This is a genomic window from Streptomyces sp. NPDC088910 (genome assembly GCF_044749865.1).
Taxonomy (GTDB): domain Bacteria; phylum Actinomycetota; class Actinomycetes; order Streptomycetales; family Streptomycetaceae; genus Actinacidiphila.
This window is the reverse complement of sequence record NZ_JBIVIV010000009.1, coordinates 73679-91075: the sequence shown is the minus strand read 5'-3', so window position 1 is coordinate 91075 and position 17397 is coordinate 73679. Positions and strand designations below refer to the sequence as shown.

19 protein-coding genes and 1 riboswitch are annotated in these 17397 nt (G+C 69.5%); of the genes, 17 read left to right on the top strand and 2 right to left on the bottom strand.

The features are described from left to right. The first annotated feature begins 3 nt into the window (after positions 1 to 3). Positions 4 to 639, top strand: coding sequence for a hypothetical protein (locus tag ACIP4Z_RS21380; protein ID WP_401310284.1), 636 nt, complete (start codon positions 4 to 6; stop codon positions 637 to 639). 122 nt (positions 640 to 761) lie between these two features. Here ACIP4Z_RS21380 and ACIP4Z_RS21375 read toward each other — a convergent pair whose 3' ends face one another. After that, entirely contained in the window at positions 762 to 959 is a 198-nt protein-coding gene (locus ACIP4Z_RS21375) for a hypothetical protein (RefSeq protein WP_401310281.1), read from the bottom strand. Positions 960 to 989: 30 nt separating this feature from the next. Here ACIP4Z_RS21375 and ACIP4Z_RS21370 point away from each other — a divergent pair, with 30 nt between their 5' ends. The 4 genes from ACIP4Z_RS21370 to ACIP4Z_RS21355 all read left to right on the top strand — a co-directional run bounded on the left by ACIP4Z_RS21370 (position 990) and on the right by ACIP4Z_RS21355 (position 3784). Further along, positions 990 to 1697 carry an XRE family transcriptional regulator gene (locus ACIP4Z_RS21370; RefSeq protein ID WP_401310278.1) on the top strand — a complete coding sequence of 236 codons (708 nt, stop codon included), beginning with the start codon at positions 990 to 992 and terminating at the stop codon, positions 1695 to 1697. Between the two features lie 2 nt (positions 1698 to 1699). Beyond that, positions 1700 to 2170: an NUDIX domain-containing protein gene (locus ACIP4Z_RS21365; protein WP_401310275.1), complete on the top strand. Its 471-nt coding sequence runs from the start codon at positions 1700 to 1702 to the stop codon at positions 2168 to 2170. A 131-nt stretch (positions 2171 to 2301) separates the two neighbouring features. Then, the gene (locus tag ACIP4Z_RS21360) at positions 2302 to 3081 is read left to right on the top strand and encodes a hypothetical protein (protein WP_401310272.1); all 780 of its coding nucleotides are present in this window, start codon (positions 2302 to 2304) and stop codon (positions 3079 to 3081) included. Between the two features lie 454 nt (positions 3082 to 3535). Then, a complete protein-coding gene (locus ACIP4Z_RS21355) occupies positions 3536 to 3784 on the top strand; it encodes a hypothetical protein (protein WP_401310269.1) in 249 nt (82 codons plus the stop codon). A gap of 181 nt (positions 3785 to 3965) precedes the next feature. Here ACIP4Z_RS21355 and ACIP4Z_RS21350 read toward each other — a convergent pair whose 3' ends face one another. Beyond that, complete coding sequence (locus ACIP4Z_RS21350) at positions 3966 to 4712, bottom strand: SMI1/KNR4 family protein (RefSeq protein WP_401310266.1); 747 nt, start codon at positions 4710 to 4712, stop codon at positions 3966 to 3968. A gap of 445 nt (positions 4713 to 5157) precedes the next feature. On the opposite strand from ACIP4Z_RS21350, the gene ACIP4Z_RS21345 reads away from it, so the two are divergent. The 12 genes from ACIP4Z_RS21345 to ACIP4Z_RS21290 all read left to right on the top strand — a co-directional run bounded on the left by ACIP4Z_RS21345 (position 5158) and on the right by ACIP4Z_RS21290 (position 17375). Further along, on the top strand, positions 5158 to 5775 hold the full coding sequence (locus ACIP4Z_RS21345) for a hypothetical protein (RefSeq protein WP_401310263.1): 618 nt from the start codon (positions 5158 to 5160) through the stop codon (positions 5773 to 5775). 203 nt (positions 5776 to 5978) lie between these two features. Beyond that, positions 5979 to 6536 (top strand): hypothetical protein, encoded by a 558-nt coding sequence (locus tag ACIP4Z_RS21340; protein ID WP_401310260.1) that lies wholly within the window; start codon positions 5979 to 5981, stop codon positions 6534 to 6536. A 98-nt stretch (positions 6537 to 6634) separates the two neighbouring features. Beyond that, a complete protein-coding gene (locus ACIP4Z_RS21335; protein WP_355346890.1) occupies positions 6635 to 7417 on the top strand; it encodes an HNH endonuclease family protein in 783 nt (260 codons plus the stop codon). 466 nt (positions 7418 to 7883) lie between these two features. Next, on the top strand, positions 7884 to 8645 hold the full coding sequence (locus tag ACIP4Z_RS21330) for a glycoside hydrolase domain-containing protein (protein ID WP_401310687.1): 762 nt from the start codon (positions 7884 to 7886) through the stop codon (positions 8643 to 8645). A 181-nt stretch (positions 8646 to 8826) separates the two neighbouring features. Then, entirely contained in the window at positions 8827 to 9495 is a 669-nt protein-coding gene (locus tag ACIP4Z_RS21325) for a SurA N-terminal domain-containing protein (RefSeq protein WP_355346893.1), read from the top strand. Between the two features lie 72 nt (positions 9496 to 9567). Beyond that, positions 9568 to 10623, top strand: a complete 1056-nt coding sequence (locus ACIP4Z_RS21320) for a nucleoside triphosphate pyrophosphohydrolase (protein ID WP_401310257.1) — start codon at positions 9568 to 9570, stop codon at positions 10621 to 10623. Between the two features lie 5 nt (positions 10624 to 10628). Beyond that, entirely contained in the window at positions 10629 to 11339 is a 711-nt protein-coding gene (locus ACIP4Z_RS21315; protein ID WP_401310254.1) for an endonuclease V, read from the top strand. 69 nt (positions 11340 to 11408) lie between these two features. Further along, a complete protein-coding gene (locus tag ACIP4Z_RS21310) occupies positions 11409 to 12722 on the top strand; it encodes a cytochrome P450 (RefSeq protein ID WP_391051607.1) in 1314 nt (437 codons plus the stop codon). 297 nt (positions 12723 to 13019) lie between these two features. Then, a complete protein-coding gene (locus tag ACIP4Z_RS21305; RefSeq protein ID WP_401310251.1) occupies positions 13020 to 14075 on the top strand; it encodes a transglycosylase family protein in 1056 nt (351 codons plus the stop codon). 305 nt (positions 14076 to 14380) lie between these two features. After that, positions 14381 to 14564: riboswitch (cyclic di-AMP (ydaO/yuaA leader) on the top strand. 3 nt (positions 14565 to 14567) lie between these two features. Beyond that, a complete protein-coding gene (locus ACIP4Z_RS21300; protein WP_401310248.1) occupies positions 14568 to 15293 on the top strand; it encodes a transglycosylase family protein in 726 nt (241 codons plus the stop codon). A 168-nt stretch (positions 15294 to 15461) separates the two neighbouring features. Beyond that, entirely contained in the window at positions 15462 to 16742 is a 1281-nt protein-coding gene (gene eno, locus ACIP4Z_RS21295; RefSeq protein WP_355346911.1) for a phosphopyruvate hydratase, read from the top strand. 138 nt (positions 16743 to 16880) lie between these two features. After that, positions 16881 to 17375 carry a septum formation initiator family protein gene (locus tag ACIP4Z_RS21290; RefSeq protein WP_355346914.1) on the top strand — a complete coding sequence of 165 codons (495 nt, stop codon included), beginning with the start codon at positions 16881 to 16883 and terminating at the stop codon, positions 17373 to 17375. Positions 17376 to 17397 lie beyond the last annotated feature (22 nt).

Here is a 17397-nt window from a genome sequence, read left to right as displayed (position 1 = left end):
GGCATGGAGATTCCGTCAGAAATTCAGGCAATTTCGAACGCTTCGGACTCTGAGCTGATGCTGATCTGTGCTGCAGCCGCGGAACGGGGGGTGACTTTCTGTCGAGCCCTAGGCCCTTCGGAGTACTTGACGTGGGTCGATGCCTCGCTTGAGCTTGCTTGGGCGGCAGTTGCTGGCGAGTCTGTCCAGGACGAATGCGCCGAGGCGTTGGATGGGCTGGAGATGGAACCTCAGGACGGCGAGGGTGATTCTTATCGCCCAGAGTTCTATGTGGCTCAGGCGGTGGGGCTCGTGGGAAATGCTCTTGCCGTCTCCTTGAGGCCTTCAGCCCCGAAGGCGGAGATGTCTATCAATACCCTCAGGTCACTGCTCTCCATGCTCGATTTCAAGCTGTCAGGAGAAAATCCCGTAATTGTAAGATACGGAGAAGAGCCTCCTCCTCCAGGGCTGCTAGTGCAAATGGAGATTGACGCCGAGCGTGAGGTCCTTGCGCTTCTTTCTCAGGGGTCAGAAGATTCCGCTCAAGGTGTGATTGGACGCTCGGTGGCAACCCAGGCGCAGGTATCAGCAAGCGCATTTTCCGTGCAACTGACTCCTTCTATCGAGGCGTTTGCCGAACTAAACAACTGGGAAATTTGAGAGGCGATCTTAACTCAAGATTCCGCGTCATAAGGTAAGTATCTGAAAAACCATGTCGCCCTTCCCGGAGCTGTTCCGGGGAGGGCTACATGGCGTCTTGACGGCAGTAGTTGACGGCAACGTCAGCGGACGGGTGCTGCACAAAGCGGCGGGCCGTCGCCGTCGTCGGGGTTGGTGGCGGCCTCGGAGGACTTGCCGAGGGTGCGGCCGAGGAGGTCGATGGCGTCGCGCTGGAGGCGGAGGCGGACGTGGGCGTACACGGTGGCGGTGACGCCGATGTGTGCGTGACCCAACAGCTCCTTGATGACGACGAGTTCCACGCCCTGTTCCAGGAGGAGGGTGGCGGTCGAGTGCCTCAGGTCGTGGAACCGGCTCAGCAGGTCGAGGTCGACCCCAAGTCGGTCGAGCGCTGGGTGAACCTCGGGCGTATCCCACGTCGTGCCACCGCCCTCCAGGCGGCCAAGGCCCTGGGAGAAGACGTGCACGCACTCTGGCCGGCGCTCCGCCAAGCCCGCCCCGCCCGCGCCATCAGCCCCGAACTGGTCGCGCTCTACGACCAGCGGGCCGACATCCCTGTCTCGGCGTTCACCGACCTGATGGCCCAGGCCCGGGAACGGATCGACATCCTCGTCTACGCGGCCGTCTTACTCCACGAGGCGTACCCGCGGCTGAACGAACTCCTCAGCGAACGCGCCGCCGAAGGCTGCACCGTCCGCATCGCGATCGGGGACCCCGACAGCGACAACATCCAAGCCCGCGGCCAGGAGGAGCGCTTCGGCCACGGCATCGAATCCCGCTGCCGCCTCGCCCTCATGCACTACAGGCCGCTCGCCGGCACCCCCGGCATCGAAGTCCGCACCCACGAAACCACGCTCTACAACTCCCTCTACCGCGCCGACGACCAGCAACTCGTCAACGCCCACATCTGGGGCGTCAACGCCTACGCCGCCCCCATATGGCACCTTCGCCGACACGAGACAGGCGGCATGTTCGATACCTACGCCGACAGCTTCGACGCCGTGTGGGCGACGGCGACGCCCGTACGAGAGGAAGGCTGACCGTGGCCCGCACCGAGTACTACGACGACCCCACCGCCCCCAAGCCGAACAGCATGGTCGTCGCCGCCTCCGCCGTCGTCACCGACGACCACGGCCGCATCCTCCTCCAGCGCCGACGCGACAACGACCTATGGGCACTGCCCGGAGGCGGCATGGACCTCACGGACTCCCTGCTCGGCACAGCCGTCCGCGAAGTCAAGGAAGAAACCGGCCTCGACGTTGAGATCACCGGCCTGGTCGGCACCTACACCGACCCGAAACACGTCATCGCCTACACCGACGGCGAGGTCCGCCGCCAGTTCAACGTCTGCTTCACCGCCCGCATCACCGGCGGCCAACTGGCAATCTCCGACGAATCCACCGAACTCCGGTTCATGCCGCCCGAAGAGATCGAGCAACTGCCGATGCACCACACCCAGAGGCTCCGGCTCCAGCACTTCCTGGAACACCGTGAAAGCCCCTACCTGGGCTGAACCGGCTGATGGCAGTAGCTGACGGCAACAACCCTGCACAACCACGGACACCCACGCACATCACCGGACCAGCAAACCATGCTTGACCTGCGAAAAAGCAGGTCGAGGGGCTCGCGTAGCACACGTACTATGTGCTGGCGGGCGAGACGCCGGTCCTCGTTCATAATGTAAATGAAGGCGATCTCTGCAATTTGACTCTCGGGCCCAACTTGAAGGGGCAGAAAGCGGAGAGGGTTACTGCTGAGCGTGGAGACACTGTTCTCGCTCACGAGCAGCGGATGATCAATGAATTCGGGGATCGGAACGGTTGCGCTGCTTGCGGTGCCGAAAAGTCTGGCTACAAGGATGGGCACTGGACTGGCGACCACAACCCGCCGAACAAGCTCTCCCCGAATCGTCCGTGGACTCTCTATCCGCACTGCCAGGCATGTTCCAAACAGCAGGGTGGAATCGTGCGAACGCTGATCAAGGAGTATTACGACTTCCCGGTGTGGAAGCCGAGACAGTGGGTGGATTCAATGATGCTTTTCGCCTCGTGCACGACAAGATTCGCGCACGGTTTGGTTGTCGTTGCCGCGCCTGGGAGTGTTGACAACCACGCAGGCTGGGACGCGGCTGCTGATGCGGTGCACGGCGGTCCGGACTCCTTGTTCATCGCGGTGCAGCAAGCCGCCAGCGGTCCGGTGTCAGTCCAATGTATGCAGGGGCCTTACCAGCCGAGTGGAAAGGTTCTTGTGTACTCAGGGAATCTGACTCTCCCCAAGGCGTCCCTCGAAATTTCGGATCCTAATGAATCGGTGAGACTGCTGATTCCCGTTCCGAATGTAGAAAATCGGGTCGACGTCTACGGAGACGGAACCGATGAGCCTGATGAGGTGGTCATCGTCCTGACGGGCGATGAGTCGTGGTGATCCGCAAGCTCTGATGTATGGGCTCTGTCGGCAAGTCGGACGGCACGATAACCTCTCAACTCTGCGTGCGCGAGAGGCCGTACCTGGGCTGAACCGTATGATGGCAGTAGTTGAAGGCAGCAACCACGGTTTTCCCGCAAACCACGGACGTCAGCGGAACGCAAAACGCACGCTGACCAGAGACGCTTGGCCCTCATACCTATTCGCGGGGCGCTTCGCTACTCTGGTGATCGAGTCCTTTCTATCAACGGCAACCTTATCGAGGATAATCGGGCCACTTTCATGCGCTCACGGGTCAAGGCATGCCAGCGGAAGAGGCAATCCTTCACGCATGAACGGGGAAATTGGCTACGAGAAGCGGCTTCGGTGCGCTACGGTCTCTTGAACGTGTTTGGCGAGCCAGGGGCACACTCCACGGTCGAGCCAATCTTTACGAGACCTAAGGGGTGCAAGGGTGTCCATCGATGACTGGGTCGCAGAGGCAGGCCGCATGCAGCGGGAAGGGGCATCGATTATCGACATCGCCGCCTTTCTTCGGGTGTTCGGGGAAAATGGCGGAAGGAAGATTAACGCGGCATCCGCTCTCGGCAAAGAGTATGGCTGGTCAGTAAAAATGAAGCTTGAATTGCTGAGCTGGACCGAAGGTGGTACCACGGACCAAGAGCTGATATCCCTTGTTCCATCCTGGTTTCCTGGCGGCTAATTTAATCTCAATTATCCCACCGGGTCGGACCGCGTCGTGGAGAAGACCTTTGCCCTGCTCCACCACTTCAAAGGACTTGCTGTTCGGTGGGAACGCCGCACCGAACTTCACGACGCCTTCGAATCTCTGGCCCGCAGCCCCATCTGCTGGAGACGTCTTAACAGACCCGCATCATGACGCTTCAGAAGGGCAGCGGCTCGGCGTATCCCAGGGCCCACCGGCCGGGGACGGTCTCGCAGATCGCCTCCAGGTCGGCCATGGTCCGGCCCCGGACGTGCAGCCAGCTGTGGGTGCCCAAGCCATCCTGGCGCAGCAGCTTTCCCGGGGCGGAGAACCAACGCACGGGAAAGTCCTCCGGCCCTGTCCACATCGGATAATCGGGCAGTGCGACCCGCTGGAAGCGGTCAGGCACCGTCCCAAGCAGGTCCGCCGGCAGCTCGCACGCGTTGTACAGCCGACCTCCGCTGCCGAACAGTGCCTCGCTCAGTACGAGCTCGACGCAGGCCAGAGACACCCGGTCCAAGAACGGCACCCAGCCGTGCCGCGCCTGGACGAACACCGGCGGATCGTCTTGCTCAAGGTCGCGCAGGCGCACGCCCCAGAAGGCGCAGCCCTGGTTTTCGCTGCGGAAGACGAGGACACCGCCGCACTCGTCATGCACGAACATCTCGGCGGGCGGCAGCAGCGGATCCTGGTTGGCGATCAGGCCGGACCGCCTACCCAGGAGCGTGTAGACCTCGCGCAGCGCGGCCGGCAGGGAGCAGCCGAGCGTCGCCTCGGTTTGCGCCAGTTCCGCTGCCGGCGTGCCGTCATCCTCGGTCAACGGTGCGTCCCAAGAAGCGGCGAAGCCGCGGACAAAGGCCCGCGCCCGCCCCTGGTCGGTGACTCCGCCGTAGAGAGCCTGGGCCACGTCGAACACGCCGGTCATGCCGCGAACCGTACCGGAATCACGCGGCGCATCACCCAGAGACGATCGGGCCGCCAGCGAGAGCAGCCCTACCGGGCGGGTCCGAAGTCCTGGTAGAGCACCGAGGCAAGCATGAAGCCGACGGACACTACGACCTGACCGCACTCGCCAAGATCGTGTGACGAATTCTAAGCGGTCAGAGCACTAGCGCGACTCCGTTGCCTGCTTGCGGTCCTGGGGGATTTCACAGGTTGCATCAACCGCGAGGTGTGAACGTGACAGTGGAGGTGAACCCGTGAGCGCGGTGGATGCGGCGACCGTCAAGCGGGTTGCCAAGGACTGGGCGGCTCGGTACCCAGGGTTCGATGTCAGATGGTGATCGTGTGACGAGCGCTCGAGGACGGAATTCGTTGTCGGTGCCGGGAGGACCGGGTAGGTGGGCGGAACGGAGAGTCGGTCGGACGGGTTGAGTAACGAAGGGCTGTCGGCGCAGGTCGCGGCCATGGGGCGCGGGCAGCGCTGCCAGGCGGCGTATTTCGCGCTGCGGCGGCTGCGGGGGCCGTTGGTCGGTATGGCGATGCCCGAGGAGTGGGGAGTGGACCCGGCGGCGCTCGGGGAACTGCTCCGGGCCGGGGCGGACGTGGCGGACGGTGGGAGCGGTGCGGAGTTCGCCCGGGCGGTCGCCGCGTTGACCGCCGCCCCGCTGTTCGAGTCCGAGATCGAGCCGGAGTTCGCGGAGAGCTTCCAACTGGAAGCTCTCAACGGCTGGTTGATGCTCGCGGACGCCCTCGGCGAGATGAGCGAAGCCGACACCGAGCGGATCATCGACGTCGCCCGCGCGATGGCCGTCTACCTCGACGACTACAGGGCGGGATCGCTCACCGAGATCGACCAACGGGTCTACGATCCAGGGCACTTCGGCGCACGGAACCTCGCCGTCGAGGCCGAGTGTCACGACGCCGTTCTCGCCGCCCCGGCCGGTGCGGATCTCCTCACGTCCCCTGTCGGCCGACGCCTTGAGGCCGCCTGTGATGAGTACAGCGGCCAACTGACCGCTGTCCTAAGTGTGTTCGCGGCGCGATGACGCGCGGAGACGGAGGACCCGTCCTGCCGGAACGACTTTCTTCGTTCATGTGACGACCCGGAGGAAGAGCGGTCTGCTTGGCTGGCGAGGAGCGCCGGAGGCAGACCGACGACCTGGCTCCCGTATGAGAGCCGTACGGGAGGGGAAGCGTGGGACCGGGACGGTACAGGAGCCGGCGCGGAGGTATGTGCGGAGATTCCGGGATGTCATCGAGTGAAGGTCGGGGGGCGGAGGCGGTGACGGGGGAGTTCGCGCGGAGCGCGACGCGGGAGCAGGCGGCGGTGTTCGGGGCGGCCTGTGCGGAGCGGGCGGCGGCGATCTTGTTCTGGGTGGTGGCCGGGGACGGGCGCACGGCGGATCTGGAGGCGTACGCAAAGGAGTTGGAGGCGCTGTGGACGCCCGGGACGCTGACGGAGGGGCGCGGGCGCATCGAGGGGATGCGGGAACTGGTCGAGGGCGACGGGGCGTCGGGGGCGCGGGCGTTCGCGTATCAGGGGGCGGTGGCGCTGCACACGGCCATGGGCGCGGAGCCGGTCCTCGGGTGCTCGTCGGTCCTGCGCGACATGGCGTTCCGGCTCGGGCGGCGCTGCGGCGCCGATCTGCTGACCGGGGAGGACGAGACGCAGCGGCGGGACATCGCCGACCTGACGTCAGGGGCGGCGGACGGCGCGATCCGCGAGAGGTCGAGGGAGGCGGGGCGGCGCTGGCTGGCCCTGGCGGCCGGTCAATTCGGCGGGCGGCCTGGGGAGACGGGGAGATGAGGACGACGTAAGTGGGGCACGCCGGGGCAGGCGTGATTGTGTAGGGGCAGGGGGGCGGTGCCGTTGCGTCCCCGGACGACGACCTCCGAGGTGCGGACATGGACAGACGGATATCCCGGCGCCTCGCCTGCGCCGCGACCCTGCTCGCGGTGATCGGCGTGGCGGGGTGCAAGGACACGACGCTCGGCGCCGACCCGACGGGCAGCGCGAACCCGTCGGGAGCGGCGGGCCCCGCGGCCGGCAACGGGCGGGCGGTGAGCCCGCTGGACAACCCGGACGGGACGAAGGCCGGTCTGGCCGCGATCACCTCGGACGCCGACAAGAAGAAGGCGCGCGACCTGATCGCCAAGGTGAAGACCAAGGGCCGCGGCCCCAAGACGGGTTACTCGCGGGCGCAGTTCGGCGCCGCGTGGATGGACTCCGCGCCCTCCGTCCCCTTCGCGCACAACGGCTGCGACACGCGTAACGACCTGCTCAAGCGGGACGGCGACGACGTCCACTACAAGGGCACGTCCAAGTGCGTGATCGCGACGATGACGCTCAACGACCCGTACACCGGCCGGGTCATCAAGTGGACCAAGACCAAGGCCACCACGGTCCAGATCGACCACGTGATGCCGCTGTCGTACGACTGGCAGATGGGCGCGGCGCACTGGAGCAAGGACAAGCGGGAGTCGATCGCCAACGACCCGCTCAACCTCATCCCGGTCGACGGCCCGTCCAACGGCTCGAAGAGCGACTCGGGACCGGCGTCCTGGCTGCCGCCGAACAAGCAGATCCGGTGCTCGTACGCGGTCCGGGTCGCACAGGTCTCGATCAAGTACCAACTGCCGGTGACCAGCGCGGACAAGGACACGATGCTCGCGCAGTGCGGAGGGTGACGCCGAGGGGCCGCGGTGTGATTGTCAACGGCGCGCGGCCCCGCCATACTTTACTGGCCGCGCGCACCGCGATCACTCCGATCGCCTCTGGTGGATCGCGCCGCCCGAGCCCCCAGAGGACCCCGTGTCGAACAGCCGTCGCCTGCCCAAGCCGATGCGGTACCGCGTCATCGCGACAGTCGCCGCAGTGATCGTCGTCGGGGGCGGCGGCGCACTCGCCGTGGGCGCCACGTCCGGCGGCGGAACGGGCGGGTCGGCGGCGGCCGGCCAGGCCGCCAACCGGTCCGCCGACGCGAACGCCCCGCAGGGCGCGACGAGCACCCTCAACGCACCGAACGGCGCCAAGAACGCGGCCCCGAAGGGCTCCCCGGCCGGCACCCCGAGCGGCAGCCCCTCCGCGTCGCACGCCCCGGCCGCCGCCCAGACGGCCAAGCCCGGCAACCCGGTCGCCTCGGTCCCCGGCTCCCTGCCGTCCGTACCCCGCCAGACCCGCCGTCCGGCCGCGCCGTTCAGCGGCTTCGTCCGCACCTTCACCGGCCTCGCCTTCGACACCTGCACCGCGCCCAGCGCGAGCAAGATGGCGTCCTGGAAGAGCGGTTCGCCCTACGGCGCCGCCGCGGTCTACATCGGCGGCGCCAACCGCGGCTGCGCACAGCCCCAGTTGACGTCCTCGTGGGTGACGACCGTCAGCGCGGCGGGCTGGAAGCTCATCCCGATCTACGTCGGCGCGCAGCCGCCCTGCCAGACCGGCAACAGCCCCGAACGGCTCACGGCGGCCAACGCGGCCACGCTCGGCGCACGCGACGGCGCCGACGCGGTGACGAAGGCCGCGGCCCTCGGTATGCGCCCGGCCAGCGCGCTCTACCTCGACATGGAGCCGTACGCCGTCTCCGACACCTCGTGCAACAACGCCGTCCTCACCTACGTCCAGGCGTGGAACCGGGCGCTGCACACCGGCGGTTACCTGGCGGGCTTCTACGGCTTCAGCTCGTCCAGCGCCGCTGCCGTGGCGGCGGCCAAGGCGACCATGGACGACATGCCGGACGCCTTCTGGTACGCCAAGTACGACGGCGTCAACAGCACCACCTCCGGCTTCCCGTTCGCCGCGAACCTGTGGACCGGGCACCGGCGCGGACACCAGTTCCTGGTCAACTCCAAGGAGACCTACGGCGGCGTCACGCTGACCGTGGACCGCGACGCCTGGGACGGCCCGGTCGCCGTCGTCTGACGGCGGGGCGGTGAGGGTGGCGGGGACAAAGGCGGCAGGGCCCACCGGGTGCGCGGCGGCCCGGCCGCGAGGCGTACTCTCCCCCGCGAGGAGAGCCGTTTGCGCCGAGTGCTGGAAATCGGCGGGCCCCGGTCCATATCCTCGTACTCGATCATCGCTTCAGTACCGCTAGGTCGTTCCCATGCCGGGAGGCACCATGGTCCGCCGCCGCACCGCCGTCTCGATCGCCGCAGCCGCGCTGCTGGCGGCATCGCCCGCCCTCACCGCGTGCGGTTCGGGACCCGCGCACCCGGGGGCCGCGGCGGTGGTCGGGGACCAGAAGATCTCGATCGCCACGCTCCAGCACGAGGTCGACCAGGTGCGCGACGCGCAGAGCAAGTCGCCGCAGGCGGCGCAGCTCATCGGGCAGAGCGGCAAGCTGCCGCAGCAGACGCTGAGCATGCTGGTGCAGAACAAGGTGATCGACAAGGCCGTGTCCGACGCCGGGCTCTCGGTCAGCACCGCCGAGGTGCAGCAGTCGCACGCGCAGGCGTTGCAGCAGTTCGGCGGTGACGAGAGCCAGTTCGAGGCGGCGCTGCTCCAGCAGTACGACATCGTGCCGTCCGGCATCGACACCTTCCTGCGGACCAACATCGCCGTCGGCAAGCTGATCCAGAGCCTCGGCTTCCAGCCCGGCAGCGACACCGGGAACGCGGCGGCCATCGCCGTCATCTCCAAGACCGCGAAGTCGCTCGGCGTGGACGTCAACCCGCGCTACGGCACCTGGGACGCCAAGAAGGCCATCGTCGGCGCCACCAACGAGCCGTGGGTCGTGACCAAGACGGCGACCCCGGCGGACCCGAGCGCGTAAGCGGACCCGGCCGCGCGGTCCGTGCAGCAGCCGCCCGCAGGGCATGTCGGTGGTCCGGGGTACGTTCGAGGGGTGAACGACGTAGACGACGCGAACGCGCCCGGGCGGTTGGTGCTGCTCACGACCAGCCACCGGGTCGCGCCGGGACAGCTCTCCTGGCCCGCCTGGCAGACGCTGCGCGAGGCCGACCTCGTGGTCTGCGCCGACCCCGAGCATCCGCAGCTCCCGTATCTGCGCGAGGCGGGGGTACGGGTCGAGCTGGCGACGCCCGGCGGCCGCGAGCTGGTGGACGCGACGGCGGGCGGCCGTACGGTCGTCTATCTGCCGCCCGGCGGCGGCGCGGGCGACCCGGCCGTCACCGACGAACTGGCCAGGCTCGGCGGCTCGGGACGGGTCGCCATGCCCGACCTGGAGCTGCTGCCCGGCTCGTACGACCTGCCCGGCGCCCGGCTGCTCGACCTCGTCCAGGTGATGGACCGGATCAGGGCCGAGTGCCCGTGGAGCAGCCTGCGGACGCACGAGGACCTGGCGAAGTACGGCATCGAGGAGATGTACGAGCTGGTCGAGGCGATCGAGGAGGGGGACCGCGCGGCGGTGCGCGAGGAGCTGGGCGACGTCCTGCTCCAGGTCGTCTTCCACGCGGCCATCGCGGAGGGCGACCCCGAGGAGCCGTTCGGCATCGACGACGTGGCCGGGGGACTGGTGGACAAGCTCGTCCACCGGCACCCGCACATCTTCGGCGACGAGGTCGCCGAGACCCCCGAGCAGGTGCGGGCGAACTGGATCCGCCTCAAGGGCGTCGAGAAGTCCCGCGACTCGGTCACCGACGGCGTGCCCCTCGCATCGCCCGCCCTCGCCCTGGCCGCCAAGCTCGCGGGCCGCGCCCGGGAGGCCGGCCTCCCGCTCCCGGCCGACGACACCCCCGGCCCCGGCCCCGCCCCCGGCACGCCCGCCACCGACGAGACCGCCCTCGGTGACCACCTCCTCGCCGAGGCCGCCGCCGCCCAGGCCGCGGGCCTCGACCCGGAAGCCGCCCTGCGCCACGCGGCCCGCCGCTACCGCGACGCGATCCGTACGGCGGAGCGGACTCGGACCGCCGAGCCACCCCGTACGACCGAGGCGGGCTAGCCCCGATGCGCGTCGACGTGCCGCACGCGTGGCCGGCCGACGAGGCGGAGGCGCTGGCGCTCCAGGACCGGCTGCGCCCGCTGGCCGACCACCGTGGCCCCGGACCGGCCGCGCCCCGCCTGGTCGCCGGGCTCGACGTCGCCTACGCGGGCGACGGACGCGGCACCGGGGACCTCGTCGCGGCGGCCGTGGTGGTCATCGACACCGCGACGCTCGACGTGGTCGAGCGCGCCACGGCCACCGCGACCACGACCTTCCCGTATGTGCCCGGACTCTTCGCCTTCCGCGAACTGCCCGTCCTCGTCGAGGCGTTGCGCACCCTGCGGGCCACCCCCGACCTGCTGCTCTGCGACGGCCACGGCCTGTCCCACCCGCGCCGCTTCGGCCTCGCCTGCCACCTGGGCGTGCTGACCGGCCTGCCGACCGCCGGAGTCGCCAAGACCCCGTTCGTCGGCCGCTACGACCCCGACGCCCTCGCCCCGGAGCGCGGCGCGTACGCCGACCTCCTCGACGGCGGCGAAACCGTCGGCCGCGCCCTGCGCACCCAAACCGGCGTCAAGCCCGTCTACGTCTCCACCGGCCACGGCATCGACCTCGCCACCGCCTGCGCCCACACCCTGACCCTCGCCCCCGCCTACCGCCTCCCCGAAACCACCCGCCAGTCCGACCGCCTGAGCCGCGTCGCCCTGGCGTCCACAACCTCAGAGAGCCCCTGACGCCCCCGCCCCCGCAACGGCCAGGTCCCGGTGAGCCGGGAACGCGGCCGGGCCGGATAGCGTCGGCGCATGACCGACCCCACCACCGACCCCACCGCCGACTCGCCCACCGGCCCCACCCCCGCCCCCACCGACCCGGCCGACGGCGGCCCCACCCTCTTCACGTGGGAATTCGCCACCGACCCCTACCCCGCCTACGCCTGGCTGCGGGAGCACGCGCCGGTGCGGCGGACGACGTTGCCCAGCGGGGTGGAGGCGTGGCTGGTGACGCGGTACGCGGACGCGCGGGAGGCGCTGGCGGAGGGGCGGCTGAGCAAGAATCCGGTGCATCACGCGGAGTCGGCGGGGGCGAAGGGGAAGACCGGGATTCCGGGGGAGCGCAGCGCGGATCTGATGACGCATCTGCTGAACATCGATCCGCCGGACCACACGCGGCTGCGCCGCCTGGTGTCGAAGGCGTTCACCCCGCGCAGGGTGGCGGAGTTCGGGCCGCGGGTGCAGGAGTTGACGGACCGTTTCATCGACGGCTTCGCGGCGAGCGGCGAGGCGGACCTCATCCACGACTTCGCCTTCCCGCTGCCGATCTACGCGATCTGCGACCTGCTGGGCGTGCCGCCGCAGGACCAGGACGACTTCCGGGACTGGGCGGGGATGATGATCCGGCACGGCGGCGGCCCGCGCGGCGGAGTGGCGCGGTCGGTGAAGCGGATGCGCGCGTATCTGGTCGAGCTGATCCACCGTAAGAGAGAAGACCCGGGCGAGGACCTGATCTCCGGTCTGATCCGGGCGAGCGACCACGGCGAGCACCTGACGGAGAACGAGGCCGCCGCCATGGCCTTCATCCTGCTCTTCGCCGGTTTTGAGACGACTGTGAACCTCATCGGCAACGGGGTGCACACCTTGCTCCGCCACCCGGAGCAGCGCGCCCGCCTCCAGGAGTCGCTGGCCGCGGGCGAGACCGGGCTGCTGGAGACCGCGGTGGAGGAACTGCTGCGCTACGACGGCCCGGTGGAGTTGGCCACCTGGCGCTACGCGACCGGCGACCTGAGCCTCGGCGGTCAGTCGATCGCGGCGGGCGACCCCGTACTGGTGGTACTCGCGGCGGCCGATCGCGACCCCGCGCGCTTCAACGCGCCCGATACCGTCGATCTGGCCCGGCGTGACAATCCCCACCTCGGTTACGGCCACGGCATCCACTACTGCCTGGGCGCGCCGCTGGCCCGGCTGGAAGCCAGGACGGCGCTCGCGTCCCTTCTCACCCGCCTCCCCGACCTGCGGCTCGCGGCGGATCCGGCCGAATTGCGCTGGCGCGGCGGACTGATCATGCGCGGACTGCGTACGCTGCCGGTGTCGTTCACCGCCGAGGCCGCACAACAGAAGTGACGGCGCGTCACGGTCGTGATCGCGACGTGATGATCGCTACACCGACTTGTGATCCGTTGGCCAACACCGCTACGTTCTGCGGTCAACGCGAGAAGCGCGGTCGCTCGTACGGGCACGGTGCGTACGGACGGCCACCTCTCGCGGACGGCTCGCGCCAGACGCGGCGGACGTCACGGAAGCGGAAGCGGAAACAGCAGCAACAGCACCAGCAACGTCGGCGGGCTCCGGCCCGCTCCCCGCCGCCGTCACGTCACGCACCGCGCTCCGGCGCGTAAGGCTTACGAGAAAGGCGACCGCATGCTCTCGTCCGGGAACGGCCGGCACCGCCGACCGCGACAGGCCCCGGCGGCCATGGTGACCGTCGCGGCGACCGGCGCGGGGATCGCACTCCCGCTCCTCGGCGCGGGGGCCGCGCACGCCGCGGACTCCAGCACGTGGGACAAAGTCGCGATATGCGAGACCGGCGGCCTGTGGAGCGCCGACCCGAGCAACGGCTTCTACGGCGGCCTGGCGATCACCCAGGACACCTGGAACGCCTACGGCGGCCAGGCGTACGCGCCACGCCCCGACCTCGCGTCCAGGACGGAACAGATCGCCGTCGCCGAGCAGATGCTCGCCGACCTCGGGCCGAACGCCTGGCCCGGCTGCGAGGACGGTACGGGGCTGCTGGACGCCGTGACGCCGCCCGTGGCGGGCGGCACGCCCGCGGCCACCCCCACCACCCCGGCGCCGTCCGCCTCGACCCCGCCCTCCGGCGACGCCACGACCGGCGGCTCCGGCGGCTCCGGCGGCACCGGGGGCTCGAACACCGACCCGTCGCTGCCGACGATCATCCCGACCGCGCCGGGGACGGACACGCCCACCGGGCCCGCCGACGGCTCGACGGTCACCCCGGTGACGCCCACGGCGCCCACCGCCCCCGTCACCCCCACGTCGCCCGGTGACGGCTCGCGGAACACTCCGGGCTCGCCCACCGCCGACGCGCCCGCGACGCCCGGCACGGGCCGCCACGCGAAGCCGTACGTGCCCACCGACGCCGAGCTGGCCGCGGCCGACCAGGCGACCCGTACGGAGCTGACCGCCGTCACGGACGCGGGCGCGGACAGCGGTACGGACACCGGCAAGGGCTCGGACGACGGCAGCACCGGAGCCACCGGCGCCAGCGACACCGGACACAGCGCCGACGGCGGCCACGACTACACCGTCGCGTACGGCGACTCGCTCGCCGGTATCGCCTCCAGCCACCACGTCCAGGGCGGCTGGAGCGGTCTCTACGACGCCAACCGGCAGGTGATCGGCCAGGACCCGAACCTCATCAAACCGGGTCAGATCCTGACACTTGACCTCGGCTGAGGGCTCCGCGTCTTCCTGACCGTCCGTCACGGCCGCGGGGGCAAACCGGACGAACCGTACGACGTCCTCCGCGGCCCGTGTGACAAGCCTCTCGCCCGCCCCTGTGACCGCCCGCTCGCAGAGCGCTGAAACCGGCCCCTGTGACCTGCGATTCTCTGAACCTGCCCTGGGGGCGGGAGCGGTGCGGGGGCGGAACGCGGATGTTTGTCCTTTCCGGCGCCTGTGCTTAGCGTCGTCATCGCTCGCCACAGCGGGCCCCGCCGGTCAGGAACGCCGAGTCCTGCCGCCGACCGACGGGAACAGTCGACGCGAAAGCGCCGTAGGCAGGAGCGGGGGACCCAAGGTCTTTCGCCGGTCACGTTCGTACGGCACGCAGCCTGCGGAACGCACCGGCTCGGGGTTAAGCACGGAATCCGCGGTCGCGGATCCGGCCGGGCAACTCACGCCCGAACCCGACAGCTCACCTCGCAGGCGTCGGTGAGGACACGAACCATGGCTAAGCACCGCCGTACGTCCAAGCTCGTCCGCATCGCCGCGCTCGCCGGTGTCACCGGCACCGCGATCGCCGTACCGCTCCTCGGAGCGACCTCCGCCTCCGCCGCCTCCGTCTCCACGTGGGACGCCGTCGCCCAGTGCGAGTCCGGCGGCAACTGGTCCATCAACACCGGCAACGGCTACTACGGTGGCCTCCAGTTCTCGCAGTCGAGCTGGGAGGCCGCGGGCGGCACCCAGTACGCCGCGCGCGCCGACCTGGCCACCAAGGACCAGCAGATCGCCACCGCCGAGAAGCTGCTCGCCATGCAGGGCCCGGGTGCCTGGGCCTGCGCCGGCGCCGGCAACCTGACCTCGGGCGGCTCCGCGGCGAACGTCGACACCTCGTCGCCGTCCTCGTCGTCGTCCTCCTCCTCGTCGTCGTCTTCCAGCTCCTCCGGCTCCAGCAGCTCGGACTCCTCGAACACCGGCTCCTCCGACAGCTCCTCGCAGCCGTCGCAGCAGCAGAGCACCCCGGCCCCGGCCGAGACCTCCGCGCCGGTCACCCACCACAAGAGCCACGGCAAGGGCAACGGCGAGTACACCGTCGTCTCCGGCGACTCGCTCTCCAAGATCGCCACCGCGCACCACGTCTCCGGCGGCTGGCAGCACCTGTTCGACCTGAACAAGGACATCGTGCAGGACGCCAACCTGATCTACCCGGGCCAGCACCTGCACCTGGGCTGAGGCCACGGGATGTGATCCCCGGCCGGGCACGTACTCTCCCCCGAGCGTGCCCGGCCGGGGCCTTTTTCCGTCTCAGGGTCCGGGCTCGGTACTGGGCGCGACACCGAAGACGGTTAGGCTCAGGTCGAAAAAGACAGAGACATCTCAGAAGGACTGAAGGAGACACTCGTGCCGTCCATCGACGTCGTCGTAGCCCGGGAAATCCTCGACTCGCGAGGCAACCCCACCGTCGAGGTCGAGGTCGGCCTCGACGACGGCAGCACCGGCCGCGCGGCGGTCCCGTCCGGCGCCTCCACCGGCGCATTCGAGGCCCTCGAACTCCGCGACGGCGACAAGAACCGCTACCAGGGCAAGGGCGTCGAAAAGGCCGTCCTCGCCGTCATCGAGCAGATCGGCCCGGAGCTGGTCGGCTACGACGCCACCGAGCAGCGGCTGATCGACCAGGCGATGTTCGACCTGGACGCCACGCCCGACAAGTCCTCGCTCGGCGCCAACGCGATCCTCGGCGTCTCGCTCGCCGTGGCGCACGCCGCCTCCGAGGCGTCCGACCTGCCGCTCTTCCGCTACCTGGGCGGCCCGAACGCGCATGTGCTGCCCGTGCCGATGATGAACATCCTCAACGGCGGCTCGCACGCGGACTCCAACGTCGACATCCAGGAGTTCATGATCGCCCCCGTCGGCGCGGAGTCCTTCTCCGAGGCGCTGCGCTGGGGCGCCGAGGTCTACCACACGCTCAAGGGCGTGCTGAAGACCAAGGGCCTGTCCACCGGCCTCGGCGACGAGGGCGGTTTCGCGCCGAATCTCGGCTCGAACCGCGAGGCGCTCGACCTGATCATCGAGGCCATCAAGCAGGCCGGGTACGCGCCCGGCCAGGACATCGCGCTCGCGCTGGACGTCGCCGCCTCCGAGTTCTACAAGGACGGCAAGTACCAGTTCGAGGGCAAGGAGCGCTCGGCCGCCGAGATGACCGAGTACTACGAGGACCTGGTCGCCTCCTACCCGCTGGTCTCCATCGAGGACCCGCTGTTCGAGGACGACTGGGCGGGCTGGAAGGTCCTCACCGAGAAGCTCGGCAGCAAGGTGCAGATCGTCGGCGACGACCTGTTCGTCACCAACCCCGAGCGCCTGCAGAAGGGCATCGACAACGACACGGCGAACGCGCTGCTGGTGAAGGTCAACCAGATCGGCTCGCTGACCGAGACGCTGGACGCCGTCGAGCTGGCCCAGCGCAACGGCTACAAGTGCATGATGTCGCACCGCTCCGGCGAGACCGAGGACGTCACCATCGCCGACCTGGCCGTCGCCACCAACTGCGGCCAGATCAAGACCGGCGCCCCGGCCCGCTCCGAGCGCGTCGCCAAGTACAACCAGCTCCTGCGGATCGAGGAGATCCTGGACGACGCCGCCGTGTACGCGGGTCGCTCGGCGTTCCCCCGCTTCAAGCACTGAGCCGTCCGTTTCCGGGCCCCGGCCTCCGTACGTCCCCGCACCCGGTCCCGTACCGTGGGCGGGGACGTACTGGCGTGCGCGCCCGTACGGCAGCGTGTGGACGCGACGGCGTGCGAGGACGGCGAGGGGAGACACGGCGTGGGGGCGGATCGGTTCTCCACCTCGGCCCGGCTGAAGGCCATCGGCCAGGAGGCGCAGGCCCGGGTGTACCGGGCGGCGGCCAAGCGGCGCCCGCCGCGGCGCAACAAGCTCACCGGCCGCGCGGCGCTGCTCGCCCTGGTGCTGTGCGCCCTGGTCGTGGCGCTCGCCTACCCGACGCGGCAGTACATCGCCCAGCGCTCCGACATCGCCGACCAGCGCCGCGAGGCCCAGAAGGCCCGCCAGCGGGTCGAGGAGCTCCGCGAGGAGAAGGCGCGCTGGCAGGACCCGCAGTACGTACGGACGCAGGCCCGCGAGCACCTGCACTTCGTCCTGCCCGGCGAGACCGGCTACAACGTGGCGGCGCCGGCCCCGACCGGGGACGCCGCCGCCGACCACCGGACGACGAACGAGGCCGCCGCACACCGCCCCTGGTACGACAATCTGTGGGACAGCCTCGACCACGCCGACGCCGCCGCCGCGCCCCGGCACTGACCCCTCGCTCCCCGCGTACCGC